This is a genomic window from Desulfurispirillum indicum S5 (genome assembly GCF_000177635.2).
GTDB classification, from domain to species: domain Bacteria; phylum Chrysiogenota; class Chrysiogenetes; order Chrysiogenales; family Chrysiogenaceae; genus Desulfurispirillum; species Desulfurispirillum indicum.
Window position 1 is genome coordinate 871,712 of record NC_014836.1, and the last position, 20,142, is coordinate 891,853.

Annotated in this window: 23 protein-coding genes; 6 read left to right on the plus strand and 17 right to left on the minus strand. The window is 54.8% G+C overall.

What is annotated here, in order from left to right; genetic code table 11:
- The 4 genes from thrC to SELIN_RS14510 all read left to right on the plus strand — a co-directional run bounded on the left by thrC (position 1) and on the right by SELIN_RS14510 (position 3,846).
- Complete coding sequence (gene thrC / locus SELIN_RS04185; protein ID WP_013505441.1) at positions 1-1,062, plus strand: threonine synthase; 1,062 nt, start codon at positions 1-3, stop codon at positions 1,060-1,062.
- Positions 1,059-2,273 (plus strand): cofactor-independent phosphoglycerate mutase, encoded by a 1,215-nt coding sequence (locus SELIN_RS04190; RefSeq protein ID WP_013505442.1) that lies wholly within the window; start codon positions 1,059-1,061, stop codon positions 2,271-2,273. The genes thrC and SELIN_RS04190 overlap by 4 nt, the downstream gene beginning before the upstream one ends.
- Positions 2,274-3,506 (plus strand): aspartate kinase, encoded by a 1,233-nt coding sequence (locus tag SELIN_RS04195; RefSeq protein ID WP_013505443.1) that lies wholly within the window; start codon positions 2,274-2,276, stop codon positions 3,504-3,506.
- A 169-nt stretch (positions 3,507-3,675) separates the two neighbouring features.
- A complete protein-coding gene (locus tag SELIN_RS14510) occupies positions 3,676-3,846 on the plus strand; it encodes a 4Fe-4S binding protein (protein ID WP_013505444.1) in 171 nt (56 codons plus the stop codon).
- 107 nt (positions 3,847-3,953) lie between these two features.
- On the opposite strand, the gene SELIN_RS04200 is transcribed toward SELIN_RS14510, so the two are convergent.
- The 15 genes from SELIN_RS04200 to SELIN_RS04270 form a co-directional block, all read right to left on the minus strand.
- Positions 3,954-4,733, minus strand: a complete 780-nt coding sequence (locus SELIN_RS04200) for an IclR family transcriptional regulator (RefSeq protein ID WP_013505445.1) — start codon at positions 4,731-4,733, stop codon at positions 3,954-3,956.
- Positions 4,734-4,900: 167 nt separating this feature from the next.
- Positions 4,901-5,548 carry a fructose-6-phosphate aldolase gene (gene fsa / locus SELIN_RS04205; protein ID WP_013505446.1) on the minus strand — a complete coding sequence of 216 codons (648 nt, stop codon included), beginning with the start codon at positions 5,546-5,548 and terminating at the stop codon, positions 4,901-4,903.
- Between the two features lie 13 nt (positions 5,549-5,561).
- Positions 5,562-6,281: an RNA-binding cell elongation regulator Jag/EloR gene (gene jag / locus SELIN_RS04210; RefSeq protein WP_013505447.1), complete on the minus strand. Its 720-nt coding sequence runs from the start codon at positions 6,279-6,281 to the stop codon at positions 5,562-5,564.
- 26 nt (positions 6,282-6,307) lie between these two features.
- Positions 6,308-7,867, minus strand: coding sequence for a membrane protein insertase YidC (yidC, locus tag SELIN_RS04215; RefSeq protein ID WP_013505448.1), 1,560 nt, complete (start codon positions 7,865-7,867; stop codon positions 6,308-6,310).
- A gap of 11 nt (positions 7,868-7,878) precedes the next feature.
- Positions 7,879-8,091: a membrane protein insertion efficiency factor YidD gene (gene yidD / locus SELIN_RS04220; protein WP_013505449.1), complete on the minus strand. Its 213-nt coding sequence runs from the start codon at positions 8,089-8,091 to the stop codon at positions 7,879-7,881.
- A gap of 3 nt (positions 8,092-8,094) precedes the next feature.
- Positions 8,095-8,448 (minus strand): ribonuclease P protein component, encoded by a 354-nt coding sequence (gene rnpA / locus SELIN_RS04225; RefSeq protein WP_013505450.1) that lies wholly within the window; start codon positions 8,446-8,448, stop codon positions 8,095-8,097.
- Positions 8,448-8,585 carry a 50S ribosomal protein L34 gene (gene rpmH, locus SELIN_RS04230; RefSeq protein ID WP_013505451.1) on the minus strand — a complete coding sequence of 46 codons (138 nt, stop codon included), beginning with the start codon at positions 8,583-8,585 and terminating at the stop codon, positions 8,448-8,450. Before rpmH ends, rnpA begins: the two co-directional genes overlap by 1 nt.
- 117 nt (positions 8,586-8,702) lie before the next feature.
- Entirely contained in the window at positions 8,703-9,641 is a 939-nt protein-coding gene (locus tag SELIN_RS04235) for a DHH family phosphoesterase (protein WP_013505452.1), read from the minus strand.
- A gap of 19 nt (positions 9,642-9,660) precedes the next feature.
- The gene (locus SELIN_RS04240; RefSeq protein WP_013505453.1) at positions 9,661-9,969 is read right to left on the minus strand and encodes an MTH1187 family thiamine-binding protein; all 309 of its coding nucleotides are present in this window, start codon (positions 9,967-9,969) and stop codon (positions 9,661-9,663) included.
- Between the two features lie 22 nt (positions 9,970-9,991).
- The gene (gene aspS / locus SELIN_RS04245) at positions 9,992-11,770 is read right to left on the minus strand and encodes an aspartate--tRNA ligase (protein ID WP_013505454.1); all 1,779 of its coding nucleotides are present in this window, start codon (positions 11,768-11,770) and stop codon (positions 9,992-9,994) included.
- Between the two features lie 76 nt (positions 11,771-11,846).
- The gene (gene hisS, locus SELIN_RS04250; RefSeq protein WP_013505455.1) at positions 11,847-13,103 is read right to left on the minus strand and encodes a histidine--tRNA ligase; all 1,257 of its coding nucleotides are present in this window, start codon (positions 13,101-13,103) and stop codon (positions 11,847-11,849) included.
- 20 nt (positions 13,104-13,123) lie between these two features.
- Positions 13,124-13,630: a hypothetical protein gene (locus tag SELIN_RS04255; protein WP_013505456.1), complete on the minus strand. Its 507-nt coding sequence runs from the start codon at positions 13,628-13,630 to the stop codon at positions 13,124-13,126.
- Complete coding sequence (gene rdgC, locus SELIN_RS04260; RefSeq protein WP_013505457.1) at positions 13,623-14,249, minus strand: recombination-associated protein RdgC; 627 nt, start codon at positions 14,247-14,249, stop codon at positions 13,623-13,625. Before rdgC ends, SELIN_RS04255 begins: the two co-directional genes overlap by 8 nt.
- A gap of 120 nt (positions 14,250-14,369) precedes the next feature.
- Entirely contained in the window at positions 14,370-15,467 is a 1,098-nt protein-coding gene (locus SELIN_RS04265; RefSeq protein ID WP_013505458.1) for an Mrp/NBP35 family ATP-binding protein, read from the minus strand.
- A gap of 60 nt (positions 15,468-15,527) precedes the next feature.
- Positions 15,528-16,319, minus strand: coding sequence for an SHOCT domain-containing protein (locus SELIN_RS04270; RefSeq protein WP_013505459.1), 792 nt, complete (start codon positions 16,317-16,319; stop codon positions 15,528-15,530).
- Between the two features lie 222 nt (positions 16,320-16,541).
- Here SELIN_RS04270 and pyrF point away from each other — a divergent pair, with 222 nt between their 5' ends.
- Together pyrF and SELIN_RS04280 are read left to right on the plus strand one after the other, a co-directional pair.
- Positions 16,542-17,243: an orotidine-5'-phosphate decarboxylase gene (gene pyrF, locus SELIN_RS04275; protein WP_013505460.1), complete on the plus strand. Its 702-nt coding sequence runs from the start codon at positions 16,542-16,544 to the stop codon at positions 17,241-17,243.
- Positions 17,244-17,250: 7 nt separating this feature from the next.
- Positions 17,251-17,598 carry a hypothetical protein gene (locus SELIN_RS04280; RefSeq protein ID WP_013505461.1) on the plus strand — a complete coding sequence of 116 codons (348 nt, stop codon included), beginning with the start codon at positions 17,251-17,253 and terminating at the stop codon, positions 17,596-17,598.
- Between the two features lie 10 nt (positions 17,599-17,608).
- Here SELIN_RS04280 and SELIN_RS04285 read toward each other — a convergent pair whose 3' ends face one another.
- Both SELIN_RS04285 and SELIN_RS04290 read right to left on the minus strand, forming a co-directional pair.
- Positions 17,609-18,148 carry a DUF192 domain-containing protein gene (locus SELIN_RS04285; RefSeq protein WP_013505462.1) on the minus strand — a complete coding sequence of 180 codons (540 nt, stop codon included), beginning with the start codon at positions 18,146-18,148 and terminating at the stop codon, positions 17,609-17,611.
- Positions 18,127-20,034, minus strand: a complete 1,908-nt coding sequence (locus SELIN_RS04290; protein WP_013505463.1) for a c-type heme family protein — start codon at positions 20,032-20,034, stop codon at positions 18,127-18,129. The genes SELIN_RS04285 and SELIN_RS04290 overlap by 22 nt, the downstream gene beginning before the upstream one ends.
- Positions 20,035-20,142 lie beyond the last annotated feature (108 nt).

Consider the following 20,142-nt stretch of genomic DNA (forward strand, 5'->3'; position numbering starts at 1 on the left):
ATGTACCAAGGACTTATATACCGTTTTCAAGACCGCCTGCCTGTGAGCGAAAAAACCCCTATGATCAGCCTGTGCGAAGGCAACACACCCCTGATTGCCTGCAGAAATCTGGTCGAAGCCATCGGCAATCCCAACCTGGAAATATTCCTGAAGTATGAAGGCCTGAACCCCACCGGCTCCTTTAAAGACCGTGGCATGTTCCTGGCCGTAGCCAAGGCCGTAGAAGACGGAGCCAAGGCGATCATCTGCGCTTCCACCGGCAATACTTCCGCCTCGGCAGCGGCTTATGCGGCCAGGGCGGGTATCAAGGCCTATGTCCTGATCCCCGATGGAAAAATAGCTTTTGGCAAACTTTCCCAGGCGGTCATGCACGGCGCCCGCGTCATTCAGATCGACGGAAACTTCGACGATGCCCTGAACCTGGTGCGCGATATCTCCGATAAATTCCCGGTAGCACTGGTGAACAGCGTCAACCCCTATCGTATTGAGGGCCAGAAGACTGCCGCCTTTGAAATCATTGAGGCCCTTGGCGATGCTCCCGACTATCACGTCATTCCCGTCGGCAATGCCGGCAACATCACGGCTTACTGGAAAGGCTACCGCGAGTACCACCAGGCGGGCAAGTCAACACGCCTGCCAAAAATGCTCGGCTTCCAGGCTGCCGGCTCCGCTCCTATTGTACTCGGACATCCGGTCAAGGAACCGGAAACCATCGCCACGGCAATCCGCATCGGCAATCCAGCCAGCTGGAAGCAGGCGGAAGCGGCCCGCGATGAATCGGGCGGCCTGATCGACATGGTAACGGACGAGGAGATTCTGGAGGCGTACAACCTGCTGGCACGCACCGAGGGCGTCTTCTGCGAACCGGCCAGTGCGGCAACCATTGCCGGCGTCATCAAACTCAATAACGCCGGATACTTCACGGGCCGCTGCCGTCTCACCTGCACTCTGACAGGTCACGGTCTCAAAGACCCCGACACCGCCATGAAACAGAAGATCGACCTGGTGAAGTCCAGCAGTGATATGCCCAGTGTGCTGGCCGCCCTGGGACTGGAGGCATGAAACACGTTGTCTTTCTGGGCGACGGCATGAGTGACCACCCTCTGACAGCCCTTAATGGAAAGACGGCCCTGCAGGTTGCCCGCACGCCCCATATGGACGCCATGGTGGCCAGTGGTATTGGCGGCAGCACTCTCAACGCCCCCGATCACCTTCCAGTGGGCAGCGATATCTGCAACCTGGGAGTTCTCGGATACCGGCTTGACACCGGCTATACCGGACGCAGTCCCATTGAGGCTGCCGCCATGGGGGTGGAGCTATCCGATACCGATGTGGCCTTTCGCTGCAATCTGGTCAGCCTGAAAGAAGACAACGGCGTCATGGACGATTTCAGCGCAGGCCATATTTCCACGGAGGAGGCCTGCCGCTATATTCAGTACCTGAAGCAGCACCTGCAAAACGAGCAGTTCTCTTTTTTTCCGGGGGTAAGCTACCGCCACCTGGTGGTCTGGCATGGAGGCATGGAGAGGATGGTAACGACTCCGCCCCACGATATTTCCGATCAGGCCATCGCCCCTCACCTCCCCCATGGTGAAGGAGCGGAACCGGTGCGCACACTGATGGAACGGTCCATGGAAATACTGCGCGACTGCCCATTGAATCAGGAACGGGCGAGACTGGGAAAGATACCCGTCAGCGCCATCTGGCTGTGGGGCCAGGGAAAACGGCCAAGCTTTCAGCGCTTCACTGACCTCTACGGGAAAAGAGGCGCCATGATCACGGCTGTAGACCTGATGCGCGGCGTCGCCAACTGTATAGGGTTTCGCAATATTCACGTGGAGGGCGCTACCGGCTGGATAGACACCAACTATGAAGGCAAGGCCCAGGCGTGTATTGAGGCACTCGCGGATGTCGACCTCGTTTACATCCATGTGGAAAGCCCCGATGAGTCGGGCCATGCCGGCAAACTGCAGTTTAAGATTCAGGCTATTGAAGATTTCGATGCCAAGGTGGTCGGACCGGTCATGGCGCACCTGCAGTCGCGATACCATGACAGCTTTCGTGCTGTAGCGCTGCCCGACCATCCGACTCCGGTCGAGGTCAGGACCCATACACGCGACCGGGTACCCTTTGCCATGACGGGGGCGCGAATCACTCCCGACCCATGCACCAGCTACGATGAAAGTCTTCTGCAATGCGGGTCGGTACACCTGCATGACAGTACACAACTGATGAAAATGTTACTCGCAATCGATGAACAGAAAGGGAGTTAAATGGCACTCATTGTCATGAAGTTCGGCGGGACCAGTGTTGGCTCCGTCGAAAAAATCAAAAACGTGGCTCAGATTGTCTCCAACGTCAAAAATGAGGGCAACGATGTGGTCGTTGCTGTCAGCGCAATGGCTGGCGAAACCGACAAACTGGTAGGGCTTGTCAGTGAAATCGCACCAACCGCGAACCCCAGAGAGTATGATCAGGTCGTGGCCACTGGCGAACAGGTGACCATCGGCCTGCTTGCCCTGGCCCTGCAGCAAATTGGCATCGACGCCATCTCCTATTGCGGCTGGCAGATGGGCATGATCACCGACAGCGCCCACTCCAAGGCGCGCATTGAAGAAATCCGGGCCGAACGCGTTCACGCGTCCCTCAAAGAAGGAAAGGTCGTTGTCGTGGCCGGATTCCAGGGAATCACCCAGGACACCCAAGACGTGGCAACGCTCGGACGAGGCGGTTCAGACACAACTGCCGTCGCTGTGGCTGTCGGATTGAAGGCCGACCGCTGCGACATCTACACCGATGTCGATGGTGTCTATACCACAGATCCGCGCATTGTCCCGGAAGCTCGCAGGCTCCCTGTCGTCTCCTACGATGAAATGCTGGAAATGGCCAGCATGGGGGCCAAAGTCCTGCAGACCCGCAGCGTGGAATTCGCTAAAAAGTACAACATGCCTGTGCGCGTGCGCTCAACGTTCAAGCTTGATGATGAAGGAACACTGGTTACATCGGAGGAGGATACCAATATGGAAAAAGTCATGATTTCCGGCATTGCCTATAATAAAAATGAAGCCAAGATCACCCTGACCCGCATCAACGACAAACCGGGCCTGGCCAGCACTATCTTCAGCGCCATCGCCCAGAAGAACGTCAATGTTGATGTGATCATTCAGAATATCTCCCCCAGAGGAGACGGCCAGACTGACCTCTCCTTTACCGTGCCCAAAAATGAAGTACACAAGGCTCTCGAAGCTCTGGAGAGCCTGAAATCCTCACAGCAGATTGGCGATATCCTCGTCGATGAAAAGGTTGCCAAGGTTTCCATTATCGGAGCCGGAATGCAATCCCATGCCGGTGTGGCAGCCAAGATGTTTACCGCTCTGGCCAATGAAGGTATCAATATCATGATGATCTCCACTTCAGAAATCAAAATATCCTGCGTCATCGCCGAAAAGTACACCGAGCTTGCCGTGCGCGCACTCCATGAAGCCTTCGAACTGGAGAAGGAGTAACTTCGCAGAGTCATAACCCATTGCCCTGCTGAATGTTGCCAGACCACTGAAAGCGCTTCAGCAGAGCATTTTCATCGGGGAAAAAGACTTGACAACCGACCACTGCCTCGCTAGATTCTGTGCTAGGTATGTTGTATACATTCACCTGAAATTCCCCTGGAGGTCTTCCATGGCTTATGTAATTAGCGATGCGTGCGTAAACTGTGGCGCTTGCGAACCTGAGTGCCCGGTTTCCGCTATTTCTCAAGGCGATGCCATCTATGTTATTGATGCCGACACCTGCATCGACTGTGGCGCATGCGAATCCGTATGCCCTTCCGGCGCTATCTCCGCAGGCTGACCACACGAAATCATTCAGTTTGCCAACAAAAAGAGCCGCCTGGCAGAAGTCAGGCGGCTCTTTTATTGCGGAATCTACAGGAAACAGAACGCTTCACCCACGGGTGATCAGTAGGCGCCCAGTCGCCGGGAAATTTCCCGCCCGGCTTCCATGACAATGGGCAGTATCTCATTCTCAACCCGCTCAAGGGTCATGCGCTGCACCGGCCCAGTAAAACTGATACCAGCAACCGGGGTATTTGTGTAATCCTTGACACTGACTCCCACGCAAACAACTCCCTGCTGATACTCCTCGAGATCAACAGCATAGCCCCGTTTCGCGGAAAGCTGCACATCTTCCATAATTTTATCGACCGAATCAAGGGTGTTCGGGGTCCACTTCCTGAGATCACACTGGGAGAGAATACGCTCAACCTCTTCACTGCTGTCATGGGAAAGCTGAGCTTTTCCAATGGCGGTACAGTACGCCGGAACAATAGTTCCCACACGGGGAACCACCCGAACAGGATGTGAGGTTTCGACGATATCCAGATACACCACGTTAGTATCGCGCAGGACGCCCAGATAAATGGACTCGTTGCACTTGGCCACCGCCTCTTCCAGCACAGGCCGCGCCTGCTTCAGCAATCCCAGCTGACTGACAAACACCTGACCCAGCTCAAGGGAGCGATAGCCAAGCTGATAATTTCCATTGACCGGGTTCTGCTCGATATATCCTCTGGATTCGAGGGTTGCCAAAAGGCGAAAGACATTGTTCTTATGCAACCCGAGTTTCTTGGAGAGCTCGGTCACTCCCATCTCGGATTCTTCGCTCACACAGAACTCTTCCAATATATCCAGAGCGTGGGAAACGGATTGAATAATATAGTCAGTTTTTTTGCGTTCCATTGGTTGCCTACCTTCAGAGTCATAATTGCCGGACAATATAGAATGATGTTTTATAACAGTCAATAACTTTTATCGACTCCCCCTCGTGTTATTGTGATAACATTCTCAATCCCCTTGAAATGACACTATTTGTGAGGATAGTGTCATGAAAATGTCAAAATACCATTCTATTGGTTGGTTTTCTGCCAGTCAGCGAGGAAGGCATCAATTCCCCGATCGGTAAGGGGATGCTGAACCAGTTGGGAAAGGACCTTAAAGGGGATAGTTGCAATATCAGCGCCAATCAGAGCGGAATCAAGCACATGCAGGGGGCTGCGCACACTGGCGACAATGATCTGGGTGGCAAAATCGTAGTTATCATATATGGTGCGGATTTGGGAAACAAGCTCAAGTCCACCAGCAGCAATGTCATCCAGCCTCCCCACAAAGGGACTGATATAGGTAGCACCGGCTTTGGCTGCCAGCAATGCCTGATTCGCACTGAAGCACAGAGTGACGTTGGTCATGATACCTTCAGAGCACAGCGCCTTGGTAGCCTGAAGACCTTCGAGGGTCAGGGGGAGCTTAATGACAATATTATCGGCTATCTTCGCCAGCTCTCTGGCTTCGCGAAGCATCCCCTTTGCATCAAGGGCTATGACCTCGGCGCTGACCGGACCATCCACGAGAGCGCAGATATCACGGAAAAGTTCTCGCGAATCCTGCTTACCCTCTTTGGCCAGCAGGCTCGGGTTGGTGGTAACTCCGTCAATCAGACCCCAGGCACTGGCCTGAGTAATTTCCTGCAGGTTAGCGGTATCAATAAAAAACTTCATAGGTGAACTCCTTCTACTCTTCCGCAGCCTGACGAGGCCCGCTGCTGCGCCGCCTGCTGTTTGCCCCTGGGCGGCGACTGTTACTGTAAGGTCGCTCGGCGCCTTCCGGGATAATAATCACCTTGCGGCGGTGCCCTTCACCGCTGGAGGCAGTTTTAATACTTTCAATATCCTGCAGTGTGACATGGACAATTTTTCGCTCGCGCGAGTTCATGGGGCGCATGGGAATACTGCGACCGGTATCTATCGCCTTTTGAGCCAGCTCCAGCGCCTCTTCTCGCAGCGTAAGCTCAACTTCCTTCAGGTAGTTGTTGCTGTCGATCATCAGTCGCAGGTGATCTTCCGCGGACTGATTCACCATACGCGAGATAACAAAGGCAATGGCTTCCAGGGGCTCACCATTGTGATAGCGCAATACCTCGTCGTCAGTGGAGTTCACATGAAAAAGCCAGGTACCGTCGGATTGCTCGGTGCGGCTGATGGAGATGACATTAACCCCCATTCGCTCGAGGAAGAATTCAAGGTGCCGCTGAGCCATGTCCAGCTTCCCGCCTTCAGGGGTATAACTGACACGCACTCGGGTCGGTCGTGTACCCAACAGTCCAAACAGGCCCTTGGTTCCCTCTTCAAGCACCTCAATGGTCACGCTGTCGCGGCTGACGCCGCCAAGCTCTTCAAGGGCAGCGCTGACTGCCTCATCTACAGACTTGCCTTCTATTTCTATCACTTTCATGCAGCGACTCCTTACAGGTATCAGTCTCAGTCAGGTCGTTTATTAATGTAGTACTGCTGGGCGATGGACAGAACATTGTTGACTATCCAGTAAAGGATCAGGCCTGACGGGAATGTCATAAACAAAAAGGTGAACACAATGGGCAGTGAAAGCATGATCTTGCGCTGCAGCGGATCCATGGCGGTGGGAGTCATCTTCTGCTGCAGGAACATGGTGGCACCCATGATGACCGGGGTAATATAGTAGGGATCAAGGGCGCTCAAGTCATTGATCCACAGCGCAAAAGGAGCATGACGCAGCTCAATGGCATTCATCAGGGTTTTGTACAGAGCAAAAAAGACGGGAATCTGCACCAGGATAGGCAGACATCCGCTCAGGGGATTCGCCTTGTGGGTCTTATACAGTTCCATGGTTGCAGTATTGAGCTTCTGAGGGTCATTTTTGAACTTCTCTTTGAGTTTTTTCAGCTCAGGAGCCAACACGCTGATTTTCTTCATGGACTTATAAGACTTATGGCTCAGCGGGAAGAAGATGATCTTGATACATACGGTCAGCAGGATAATGGCCACACCGTAGTTGCCGGTCAGCGAGTAGAACCAGCGGATAGCCTGCATCAGCGGCGCTGCAAGAATGCTGAGGAATCCGTAGTCGATCGCCTGGGAGAGACCGACATCATAGGTATCGAGTATTCCCTTGAGTTTGGGACCAGCGAAAACGGTCACCGATGTTCCCAGTGGGCTCACCAGGGCGGCACCACGCTGGGGGATGTCCGGGAAAAGGCGAAAAGTGTCCTGTGGGCTGGGCAGAAAAGCAATCAGGAAGTACTTGTCCATCACACCACCATACCCAATGTTCCGGATATCCCGTACCGCCGAAACATCGCTGTACTTGATTTTATCCAGACCAGCATCGGCGGATCCATGAACAATCCCTTCAAAGGAGAAGGTGTCGCCTTTGACATTTGCAACAATTTCAACGGGCAGTGTGGTAACGGCAGCACAGGCTCCCGGTGCGCATTCCATATCGTAGCGGATGGAAAATTCGTAGGCGCCGGAAAGTGTATACTGCTTGCGCACATCTCTGCCATCGGGCAAAAGCGTGTGAAAGGTGACACTGTTGTCGGTCTGCTGCTCCACAGTGAAAGGCAGTCCTGCCAGGTCAATGTTGCCCGTGGGAGTTGCGATAACTGAGGTAAACGCTGGGTAGCCCGCTCGTATCATTTCCACCATGGCGCCGCCTCGGCCATCCTCCTGATGCTCCTTGAGCCGCAGAGACTGCAGATGTCCTCCGGAAGTACTGAAAGTCGCGATGATAAGATCATTTTCCAGAACCACATCTCGACCATCAACAATACGCAGGGATTGGTCGGAAAGGCCCTGATCCAGTGAGGGTGACGAGGAGAACTGGGTAGCGGGAAGCGCAGGAACCGCATCATTCTGAGCAGGTGCCTGTAGAGTGGGCTCCGCAACTTTGGCCGGAGCGCCATCAACGGGAAGGGGAGGTTCGTCCATCTCTATAAAAAAAATCTGATAGCTGAAGAGCACTATTGCCGAAAGCACGATGGCAAGCACCATCTTGTTATCCATGTAATCCTCCTTTAGTCAGGTACAGGGTCATAACCACCCTTGCAGAAAGGGTGGCAACGCAGCAGACGCCACAGCGTCAGGTAGAAGCCTTTAAAGAAACCGTGGCGAGTGAAAGCTTCCAGCGCGTAGGAGCTACAGGTGGGCGTAAACCGGCACGAAGGCGGGAGCATGGGAGAGATGATATACCGGTAGAAGCGGATAATCAGAATCATAACGTGTTTCATAGGTCAATCACATGCCGGAATGAACTTGGCCCTTTGAAGCAGATGCTCAAGTGCGCTCATCGCCTCGGGGCCCTTCAGTTCTGCAGCAGGCGGCCTGGCCGCCATAATGATATGGTACTGTCCCTGAATGTACTTTCGGTTCCGACGGAAGGCTTCACGCATCAGACGCTTTAATCGGTTCCGCACGACGGCATTTCCCACTTTCTTGCTTACCACAACTCCAACTTTCAGTTGTTCTGCCCGGAGGAACACCAGCACGAAATACTGGCTGCGCACAACCTTCCCAGCGTCGTAAACCGCCCTGAACTGGCGGTTTTTCTGTAGTCGTAGCGACGCTGGAAAACGGTTATCGTCCATCAGGCAGCGAGTACGGCTCTCCCTTTGGCACGACGACGTGCGAGTACCTTACGGCCATTCTTGGTTGCCATGCGGGCGCGGAAGCCTTGCTTTACCTTTTTGCGGCGGTTGTTGGGGCGGAATGTTCTCTGTTGCATATTATCTCCTTACATTTCCATGTTCTGTATTTCAATCTCTGCAGAAAATCTGCCTGAAGAGGCAAAACCGGCGCATTATAGAGAAGACCAGTGGGAAAAGTCAACGCCTTTCGCCCCTTATCCCTGGAGTTTCTCCACCAGCTCACGCAGAAGGCTCTCAGCATCCTGATTCCCCACCTGACAGGTACCGGCATTGGCATGGCCACCGCCCCCATATTCCAGCATCAGCTTACCTATATTGACGGTTGAAGAGCGGTCAAAAATGGATTTCCCCACCGCAAAGACCGTATTCTGTTTCTTCAGGCCCCACAGGACATGGACTGAGATAAGCGACTGGGGAAAAAGGGCATAGATCATAAAGCGATTGCCTGTATAAATGGTATCCTCTCCACGCAGATCAAGCACTGCCACGGTTCCACGCATGGTGGTGCAGCGCTTTATCTGATCCTTGAAGAGATCCTGCTGCTCAAAAAACAGCTCCACCCGCTCCTGTACGTCGGGTAAAGCCATGATCTCCTGTATGGAGTGATGTTTACAATAGTCAATCAGATCCATCATCAGCTGATAGTTGGAAACACGGAAGTTGCGGAAACGACCAAGTCCGGTGCGGGCGTCCATCAGGAAATTCAGGAGCACCCAGTCCTTGGGATCCAGAACTTCCTCACGGGTAAACTGAGCGGAATCCCCCTTGTCTACGGCAGCCATCATATCAGAGGAAATAATGCCACCGAAGCGCTCATCGCCACCAAAGTAGTTATAGACGACGCGGGCTGCCGATGGTGCCATCGCGTCGATGATATGATTTTCCTCGCGAGTGCCTCCAGCACGGATGACTTCGCTCTCATGGTGGTCAAAGGCCAGATGCACACCCGGGACATAGGGAAGGTTCGTGGTGATATCCCGCGACGTTATCTGAATTTTCTGATCCTGCATATCTTTGGGGTGCACGAAGAGAATATCGTTGATCAGGCCCATTTCTTTCAGCAACACACCGCAGACCAGACCATCAAAGTCACTGCGGGTTACGAGACGGTACATTCCTCCCAATGGAACCATGATTCACTCCTTTTTCCAGTTATCCCGAACCACCCTGGTCCAGTTTGCTTTCCACTGACTTGACCTTCTTGTACAGGGCTCCGGTGGTGCCCACCTTGTCGTCAATCTTAATGGAGGTGGAAACTCGCAGAGAGTGCTGACGCATGTTGACATGGCACTTCTGGATCAAGGAAAAGACCTCTTCCGGTTCACCCTCAACAATAGTTCCCATGGCATGCAGTTCATAGGGCAATCCACTCTGCCGTATAATCTCTATGGTTTTGGCAACATATTCCGACAAGTGCCCGTGAGCTTTGTCGATGGGGGTTATGGAAAACTCAGCCAGCATGCTCGCACCTCCGTTTCAGTGGCTATTCAATATGCGTACTCTTGATATGCAGCTCCTGCAGCTGACGCTGGTCGACCACACTGGGGGCATCGGTCAGCAGGCAGGTGGCCTTCTGGGTTTTCGGGAAAGCGATGACATCGCGGATGGAGCTGGTGCCCGAAAGAATCATGGCGATGCGGTCAACGCCGAAAGCAATACCGCCGTGGGGAGGCGCACCGAACTCCAGGGCATCCAGCAGGAAGCCAAACTTCATGCGCGCCTCTTCTTCGCCGATTCCCAACAGGGAGAACATGCGCTGCTGCAGCTCCATGGTGTGAATACGGATGGAGCCGCCGCCGATTTCCGAACCATTGAGCACCAGGTCATAGGCGCGGGCGCGGGCGGCACCGGGATCGCTCTCCAGCAGACCGAAGTCCTCTTCCAGGGGAGAGGTGAAGGGGTGGTGCATGGCCATGAAGCGCTTGCTGTCCTCATCCCACTCCAGCAGGGGGAAGTCGGTGACCCACAGGAAGTTGTACTGATTGTTGTCGATAAGGCCGAGACGCTGAGCCAGAATCAGGCGCAGCTGGCCCAGGGAGTTGGCCACGACGCTTCTGGTGTCAGCCATAAAGAAGATACAGTCGCCCGGTTTCGCACCGACGCGCTTGACGATGGCCTCCAGGGTGGCCTCGCCCAGGAATTTGGTGATGGGGCTCTGATACTCGTTTTCCCGCACCTTGATATAGGCCAGGCCTTTGGCACCGTAAACCGCCAGGTCCTTGGTGATGTCGTCAATATCCTTGCGGCTCAGGTGTTCACAGCCCACTCCATTGATGGCTTTGACCTGGCCGCCATTTTCAAGCGCGCTCTGGAAAACCTTGAAACCTGAGAAATCCAGGTCACTCAGATCCTGCAGCTCCAGTCCAAAACGGGTGTCAGGCTTGTCGGAGCCAAAGCGATCCATGGCCTCCTGGTAAGAGAGGCGGGGGAAGGGTACGGGAATTTCCCGGTCGGCGATATCGCGCCACAGCTTCTGCATCAGGCCTTCGATCAGCGCAAAGAGCTGCTCGCGATCGATGAAGCTCATCTCCATATCCAGCTGGGTGAATTCGGGTTGGCGATCGGCGCGCAGGTCCTCGTCGCGGAAGCACTTGACGATCTGGAAGTACTTGTCGTAGCCGGAAACCATCAACAGCTGCTTGAAAAGCTGGGGCGACTGAGGCAGGGCAAAGAAGCGGCCGGGATTGACCCGCGAAGGCACCAGGTAGTCCCGCGCCCCCTCGGGGGTGGATTTGGTCAGCACCGGCGTTTCGATATCCAGAAAGCCTTTTTCGTAGAGGTATTCTCGCATGGAGCGGGTCAGGCGGTGGCGGTTGATGATGTGCTTCTGGATTTCGGGACGGCGCAGATCCAGGTAGCGGTATTTCAGGCGCAGGTTTTCGCTGACATCGGTGTACTCGTCGATCATGAAGGGCGGGGTCTTGGCCACGCTGACAATGCGCAGCTCACTGACCACCACTTCGATGGCACCGGTTTTCAGCTTCTCGTTTACCGTACCTTCGGGGCGGTGGCGCACAGTGCCCACAATGGCCAGCACATATTCGGAGCGGATGGATTCACCCTTTTCGTGAACCTCCTGATTGACCTGGGGGTCCATGACCAGCTGGGTCAGTCCGTCGCGATCACGCAGATCGACAAAAATCAGGCCACCGTGGTCGCGGCGGCGGTGGGCCCAGCCCATCAGGGTAACTGATTCACCAATGTTCTCTATGCCAAGCTGGCCACATGAATGCGTTCTCTGAAGTCCCTGGATACTGTCCATAAACGATGGATCTCCTTAAGCTATAGTACAAAAATATCAGGCTACCTGTTTGGCCGTAATCCCGGAACAATCCTGGTTACGGAAGTTTCGCAAGCTCAGCCAGTGGAACCTGGCGCTGTTCTCCCGTCGCCAGCTCCTTCACCGTAAAGAAGTTGCCAGCGGCTTCATCACCACCGATCAGTACCACGTGGCGGGCACCCAGGCGATCACCGCGCTTGAAGATGTTTTTCACTGAACGCTGGCGGGTATCAAGCTCGCTGGTTTTCCCCAGCGACCGCAGGGCGCGCAGGGCCTGTAGCCCCTGTAAAGTAAAAGTATTCTCCGTGTATCCAATATAAAAATCAAGGGATAAGTCTGCCTGTAGTGAATCGAAATGCTCCACCAGCAACATGACCCGTTCCATGCCGAAGGCAAAGCCCACGGCAGCCGTGGCAGGACCACCCAGATCCTCCACCAGTCCATCGTAGCGACCACCACCACCAATGGCATTCTGGGAGCCCAGCAGGCTGGTGGTAAACTCAAATGCCGTGCCCACATAGTAATCCAGGCCTCGCACCATAAACGGGTTGCGCTGGTAAGGCACTCCGTAGGCGTCCAGATAGATCTGCAGCGCTCCATAGTGTGCGGCACAGGATTCACAGCGGTGTTCGTCAATGGTGGGAGCACTGGCCACCTGGGCCTGACACTCCGGGTTTTTGCAATCCAGCACCCGCAGGGGGTTTTTCTCAATGCGCTCCACACAGTTTTCACACAGGTGCTCGCGGCGGGCATTCAAAAATGCCACCAGAGCCTGGCGATAGCCGGGACGACACTGGGGGCAGCCGATATTGTTGATTTCAATGGTCACCCCTGCGGCAATGCCCAGTTCGACCAGCATGGTGTAACCAAGGGCGATGGTTTCGGCGTCAATGGTCGCCTCGGTTTCGCCGAACACTTCCACACCCAGCTGGTGAAACTGGCGATAACGGCCTTTCTGGGGACGCTCATAACGGAACATGGGGCCACGGTACCAGACCCGCTGGGGAGCCAGCTCGTTGTAGAGCTTATTCTCCACATAGGCCCGCACGACTCCGGCGGTGCCTTCGGGACGCAGGGTAACCGACTCGTCTGATTTGTCCGCAAAGGTGTACATCTCTTTGCCCACGATATCGGTGTTCTCTCCGATGCCGCGGCAGAAGAGTTCTGTTTTTTCCATGATGGGCAGGCGGATCTCCTGGTAACGCCAGTTTTCAAGGATCTCCTGCAGAATCTGCTCAGCCTGACTCCAGCGCCTGGCCATGGGGCTGAGCAGATCATTGAAGCCGCGTATTGCTTTAATCTGTTTTTCTGACATGTTTTTTCCTGTATGCAGACTCAGCAGGATTCGCGTTTCTGGCGAATCCACTGGACGATGCGCTCCTTGCGCTCTTTCCAGGCGTCTTTCTCCAGACGCTCACGCACAAAATCTTCGAACAGCACACTGATCAGACGATCAAGCTTTTCCAGCCAGTGCACGCGTTCAATGAATATCTCCTCGTCATTTTCCAGCAGAATCAGCGGCAATTTGATGCTTGCCAGCTGCAGCGTCGTCCCCTTGAGCGTGAACAAGGCGTTCTTCTCGGGGCCAAACTCCACCTTGATCTTGCACTCCTTGACCTTTTTCCCTTCATACAGGGCCATGGCCGCTTCCGGGCTTATGGATGGTTCACCCTTAGACAGCCGGGATTCACGGGCATCGCCAAACTGGCTCTCCAGCACGATAAAATCGTCGATCCAGATGTGAATCAGCTCGTTCTCAAAGGTGTAGCGCCCTTCCATGATTTCACTCTTGTGCCAGAGCCAGATCAGAAACTCTTTGCCCAGAAAGTCGGTATTATTCATGCTCCACCCCGAAACTTTCCGGTGCCAGCTGCTCGCGGGCCCATGCCATGGCAGAAGTCAACTCCATGTCCCCCATGCGCCAATGGGGGGTAACCAGGGAGATCTTTCGATCAAAGGTCTTGCGGAAGTACTCCACAAAGAGATCATTGGCTGCCTGAGCCGTCGAGCCAAAGAATACCCGTCCAGCCGGCACATTATAGAGCATATCCCACACCTTGGTCTGGGGATACTGCTGTTTGATGAGGAACTGCCGCGTCTGCTCCTTGATAAAGATGCGGTCATCGCGGGTCAACCGTTCTTTGCCGCTCTCGCGCTGATACTGCTGCTCGCGCTCAGGCAGCAAGGCTTTAAGCATCTGGGAGGGGACGACTTTTTTGTCAAGGCGCAGGGAGATCAGAATGTGATCTCGGGAGGGGAAGACCTCATCCTGAGTGAAGTGATTATGGAGAAAATTCCTGGCCGAGACCCACCCCATGGTACTCTCGGAAAAATCCACCTCGTCAAAGGAGACAAAGCGGTTCTGCAGCAGACTTTCAAACATCTGCTCCATATAGTCGATACCGGGTTCGCCCTGCACCGCATAGGGAGTATAGCTGATGGAGCCACTATAAAAACCCATGGATATCACCCTTTCCCATTTATCATAGAAGCGTGTCAGGGTACTACACCAGTCGCCCGCTGTAAATACGGCGTGTACCCTTCCCAGCGCTTGTCACAGGCGCGCCGGGATCTGTGCGATTTAATGGCAGCCGGATGGCTGGCGACTGACAACTGCTGCTGCGGGTTTGGTGAGATTGCGCACATCAACACTGGAGACCAGGTTTCTGGCTATTTTCGCGAAGCGCTGGCGCAGCTCATCGTTCTCATCAAGGCAAAGGAAGAATGGCTTGCCACCGTCACCGGTCTGGCGCACGCTCAACTCCAGGGGCAGGTCGCCCAGGAAGGGGAATTTCTTCTCTTCGGCATACTTACGCGCACCGCTGTCGCCAAAGATATGGCTCTTGTGGCTGCATTCCGGGCAGATGTGATAGCTCATGTTCTCCACAATACCCAGTATTTCCACCCCAGTGCTCGCAAACATGCTTACGGCTTTTCTGGCATCAAGCAGGGCCACATCCTGGGGCGTGGACACGATAACCGCTCCGGTCACCGGCAGCATATTCACCATGCTCAGCTGAATATCGCCGGTTCCCGGTGGCAGATCCAGGATAAAGTAGTCGATTTCCCCCCACTTCACCTCTTCGACAAACTGCTTCAGGGCAGCATGCACCATGGGGCCACGCCAGATCACCGGGCTGTCATCCTCCACGAAAAATCCGATACTGATGACCTTTACATCGTACGCCACCACAGGGATGATCATATCGTTATCCACGGTGGGTTTTTCTTCCGTGATGCCAAACATCTTCGGGATGGAGGGGCCATAGAAATCCATGTCCAGTACCGCAACGCGATGGCCCATGTCGGCGAGTGCCACCGCGAGATTGGCGCTGACCGTCGACTTGCCCACGCCCCCCTTCCCGCTGGCAACCGCAATAATGTTCTTTACTCCAGGCAGAGGAGTGCTCTTGGCCGTGCCTTTGCGGCTATCGCGGGCCGTCAGGTGGATATTGACCGTCCCGATGGATGGAAGCGCTGCTTTGATGGCATCGCGACAACTGTTTTCGATGGTAGACTTTAACGGGCAGGCGGCCGTGGTCAACTCCACCGTCACATCGGTGTCATTTCCGCTGACCTGAATATCCTTGATCATACCAAGCTCCAGCAGTGTCCTGCCAATTTCGGGATCCTTCACCGGAGCCAGTGCTTCACGCACCTGTTCAACTGTAATACTCATAGATATCTATCCTCATGAAAATTTTCTGTATCAGACGCAGCGCACTGCGCGGACAGTTTTCTACTGCAGGGTATCGAGCAGCCTGCTGCGGCGCTCTGTGTATTCCTGGTCAGAAATCAGGCCACTTTCGTGCAGTTCCTGTAAAAATTCCAGGCCTGTGCGCACTCGCTCGCGATGCTGCTGCACAGTACCCATTGACGGATCAGAGGACTCTGTTCCCAACGCCGATTCGTACAACAAGGAAGCATCAACTTTCACCCAGAGGGGGTACGGCTTTGCGTTGGATTGAAGCTGATGGTGCCAGTGCTCGGCATCCATGGCAAGGGTAACCAGCGAATCTGTAACCTGAAGCGGCTCCAGGATACCATCCATGGAACGGGGATTCATATTGTCAATATCCGGCAGCAGGCGGATATTGGCAAAGGCAATATTGAGCTGAGCCTGGGCATCGACAAAGAGCACCCCATCTGTGCGACGCTCCCGGAGTGCGCTGCCAGGTTCCCGAAAAAACGACGAAAAGAAGATCCGCTGGTTCTGATCAGCGGTGGACAGTGCCTGAACGAGAGCCGGTGCCAGCTGGCGGACTTCCAGCTCATGAAAAACTGGACCACCAGAGCTCACCAGAACGCCTTTTGCCCTGTAGGTCAGCTGCCCCAGCATGTCCGACAAAATACGCTCATCAAGCACCAACGGATGTCGGTAACCCTGCGTCTGCACCTTATCATCTGCAACCCGATGCTGAACCCGCACGGTATAGGCAGACTGCTCATCAACCTGGATATTCTGCCAGCGCGGCCCACCGCAACCGGCAAGCACAAACAGCGCCGTCAGAATCAATACAAGACTTCTCACTCCAACCCTCCATTATCAGCTGTATGTATATTTGAGTCGCATCACGTTAAGACCTCATGGGCGAAAACGCAAAGAAGCAGGACTGGTTATACGCTGCAACGCTGCAAAATTCAACTCTCAGCAGGAGAGTTGTCTCGGGCGCAGGAAGGGTGTATGATGCCCGAAATCATAGGTGGAGAAAAACGGTAACCTCCACGAAAATGGGAAGTAAGAGGAGAAAACATGCATTCAACCATCATTGTCGCCCTGGACACCCGTGACCGGCTGGCTGCCAAAAGCATCGTGACTGAGCTGTCACCCCACAATCCATGGTTCAAGGTGGGCAAGGCCCTCTTTGTGTCCCGAGGCACCGACATTGTGGAAGAGTTGATGAATAATGGAGCCAACATCTTTCTGGATCTGAAGTTCCACGACATACCCAATACCGTTGCCGAAGCCGTGAAGGCGGCTGCCGACATGGGTGTGCGCATGGTGAACGTACACTGCCTGGGCGGACGCAGGATGATGGAGGAGGCCGCGAACGCCGTCGCGCACCTCTCCAGCCCGCCACTGATAATCGGAGTCACAGTACTCACCAGCATGAATCAGCGCGACATCGAAGAAGTGGGAATCACAGAGCCCATTGACCAGGAAGTCCTCAAACTTTCAGCCCTGGCCAAAGACTGCGGCCTGGACGGCGTGGTCTGCTCCCCTCAGGAAATCGCACTCATCAAACAGCAGCTCGGAGCGGAGTTCATCACCGTGACACCGGGCATCCGTCCCGCATGGTCAGCCACTGACGACCAGACCCGCATCACCACCCCGGCTGAAGCAGCCACCCTGGGCACCGACTACATGGTCATCGGACGCCCCATCATCAAACACCAGCGCCCCCTGGAGGCGTACGAAAGCATTCAGCAGGAGATTCAGGCTGCTCTATCGTGACCCAAACATGGAAGTATACCGCCACCCGCAGCCCGGCACCCTGTCACGCCGCAACAGCATCCATCTGCTGCGCCACAAGGGATATCTGCACACTGGAGAACACCAGGGGCTGATTGTCGCCCGAGAGGTTCCCGCCATGTCGGTGCGTGTCAAACTGCTGTGTAGTGGTGAACTTCCTCCCGCCGATATCCACCCGCATCCATGCTCAAACTGTGTTCGCTGCATCAACCGCTGCCCGGCCAAGGTCATTGGCAGTGGCCTTGGTGGGCGACGCAGCCTCAAGTGTGCCCTCTATCGCTGGCTGCTGCGCTGCAACCAGTGCTTCGAGGCCTGCAGTCAGGTCATCAGACCCTGAACGTTTCCCCTCAATCCCACTCAAGGCAGTCGCCCACCTGGATGCCGCGGTGCGAAAAGTACCCCTGAACCACCTCCAGGGCGTAGCGGTAGGGCTGTGCTGGACGATAGGCGACGGCTTCGCGCTGGCAAAGCGAGACAGGCCCTTCAGAACACGGGAACATATCCCTGATATCGGCAATACACCTATCGGAAGCAATGTAGGCGATACTGAGGGGCAGGTGGGTGCGGTACATCCAGAAACCGCTGGTGTGATCGTGGGAGAAGATGAAGAGCATCCCGGAATTCTCCGGCATGGCAGTGCGGTACATAAGGCCCCGCTGGTGCTGGATGGTACTGCCGGCAACCTCAACCAGCAGCTCATGGCTCCCACCGGCAGCTGCATGAATGCGGAGTCGGGTTGTCTCAAAGGTGATGGGCGACTGATCCCGGGGAAGTTCAAGAACGGAGCCATTGGCGGTGACAAGCGCCTGCCGGCCATGGCTTCCTGTCGCCACCAGAAGTACCAGCAGCAGGCTGACCAGGTGGTTCAGACGCGAATATCGCCACACGGTCCACAATCCGTCGTCCCGTCGTGGGGAGGAAGCTGCAGCGTAAAGACCACGCCACCATCGGTGTTCGCCGCATATATCCTGCCGCCCATATGCCCATCGATGATGGAGCGGGCCATATAGAGCCCCGTCCCCATGCCACTTGGCCGCGTACTTACGTGCTCGCGGAAAATTTCTTCTTCCATGCCTTCCGGTATGCGCGTACCCGTGTTGAATACCTCGACAATGTACTTGCCGGACTCTTCATAGAGGCGGAGCTCGACCCGGCCCTCACCACGGGCAAGGTCGCCCTGATTGCGGAACATGACAATGGCATCCTTGGCATTGCCGACGATATTCAGTACCACCTGTTTGAATTCATTGGCGTAGCCACAGATCATCATGGGGCGGGCCAGGGTACTTTCCCCATGGCAGCGGTAGAGGACCACGGGGATCTGGTGGTGCTGCAGAAGTGGGGAGAGGATCTGCAGGACTTCCTCAGTGGCCCTGGCAATGTCAAAAGATGTCTTCTGGCGACTTGGACGCAGAAAATCACGAAAAACCCGGACGGTCTGAGTCAGAAAACGGATGTTCTCCTGACCCTTCTCCACCTGCCCAAGGAAATGTTCCGGTTCCGCAACTTCCTGAGCGTAGCGCTTCTTGATATCCTGCAGAATCAGGCTCAGCCCGGTCAGCGGCTGACCCCACTGGTGGGTTATATTGGAAAGCATCTGTCCCATGGTGGCCATTTTAGACTGCTGCACCAGTATCTGACGCTGCTCCTCCAGGCGCTTGCGCTCACGGATATCCCGCACAATGGCAACTACGACTTCCATGTGCTCCAGCTCCAGGAAACTCAGACTGATCTCCACGGCGATAAGTTCACCACTGCTGCTGCTCAGGTGGCTTTCGAGAAAGGTAGCCGATGGAGAGCGCTGGTCGAAAAACTCGCGAATACTCTGCTTCAGGGCGACGCCATGGGGCGCCGCCACCAGATTCGTGAGCCGCAGCTGCAACAGCACCTCCCGAGGGTAGCCCATCTGACGGCAGAAGGTATCGTTCACATCGGCAATGGCCAGCCTCCCCTCGGTGTCGGAGGAAAGAACCATGATGCCATCGTGGATACGATGAAACAGGTGCTGATATTTCTTCTCTGCCTCCTGCCAGCGATCCTGGACTGTTTTCATGCGACTCTGCACCCGGGAGGAAAAGGGCAGGGTCAGGAAGTACACCCCCATCAGGGCCAGAACCACCGTAATGGCAGAGGCCGCTGTCAGGAATTGGCGGTTGGAACGCAAATCATTCAGAATCGCGTCGGCGGGAACCCAGATACTGATGCCACCATGAATTTCACCGGGAACATAATTGGTATGACAGCGCACGCAGGTCGGCTCAATGGGAAGCGGGGCCATATAACGGAAAAACGGCTTACCATCACGCTTCTCATAGAGAAAGGTCTCCATCTCACCGGCGCGGAATCTTTCAATGGAAGCGGTTTCAAAGTCATCAGCCTGATTTTTCGGATTGATGGGCAGCAGTCCAGCCATTCGAAAAGCAAAGGCTCCGTGAATATTGGCCAGATCGGAAACTTCATGGGTCACCATGGCGGGAGTGCGCAGCAGATACTCATTACCGAATTCGTCGCGTATGCTGCTGCCATTGCCGAAGATTTTCTCCAGATGGGGGCTGGGGATCATCCCCTCCTGGCGCTTTACATAGATACCGCCATGCAATGAAACCCAGCGCCGCACATAGACAATCTCCTGCAGAAAGGTACGTCCACGATCAAGCAGCTGTTCATGGGAGGAACTGCTCAAATGCATCCCGAACGCGAAGAAAACCGCAAAAAGGATCAGGGTCATAAACACGTAGATGAAAATGACATATTTGCGGATAAGGTCCAGCAATGGGTACTCCAGTATAATTGCGGCGTGTGACATCAATGTGCATAAAAGAACAATGACAATTGTATAAGCAAAGGAGCTGAAAACACAAGTCCAACCGCTCCTGCCACT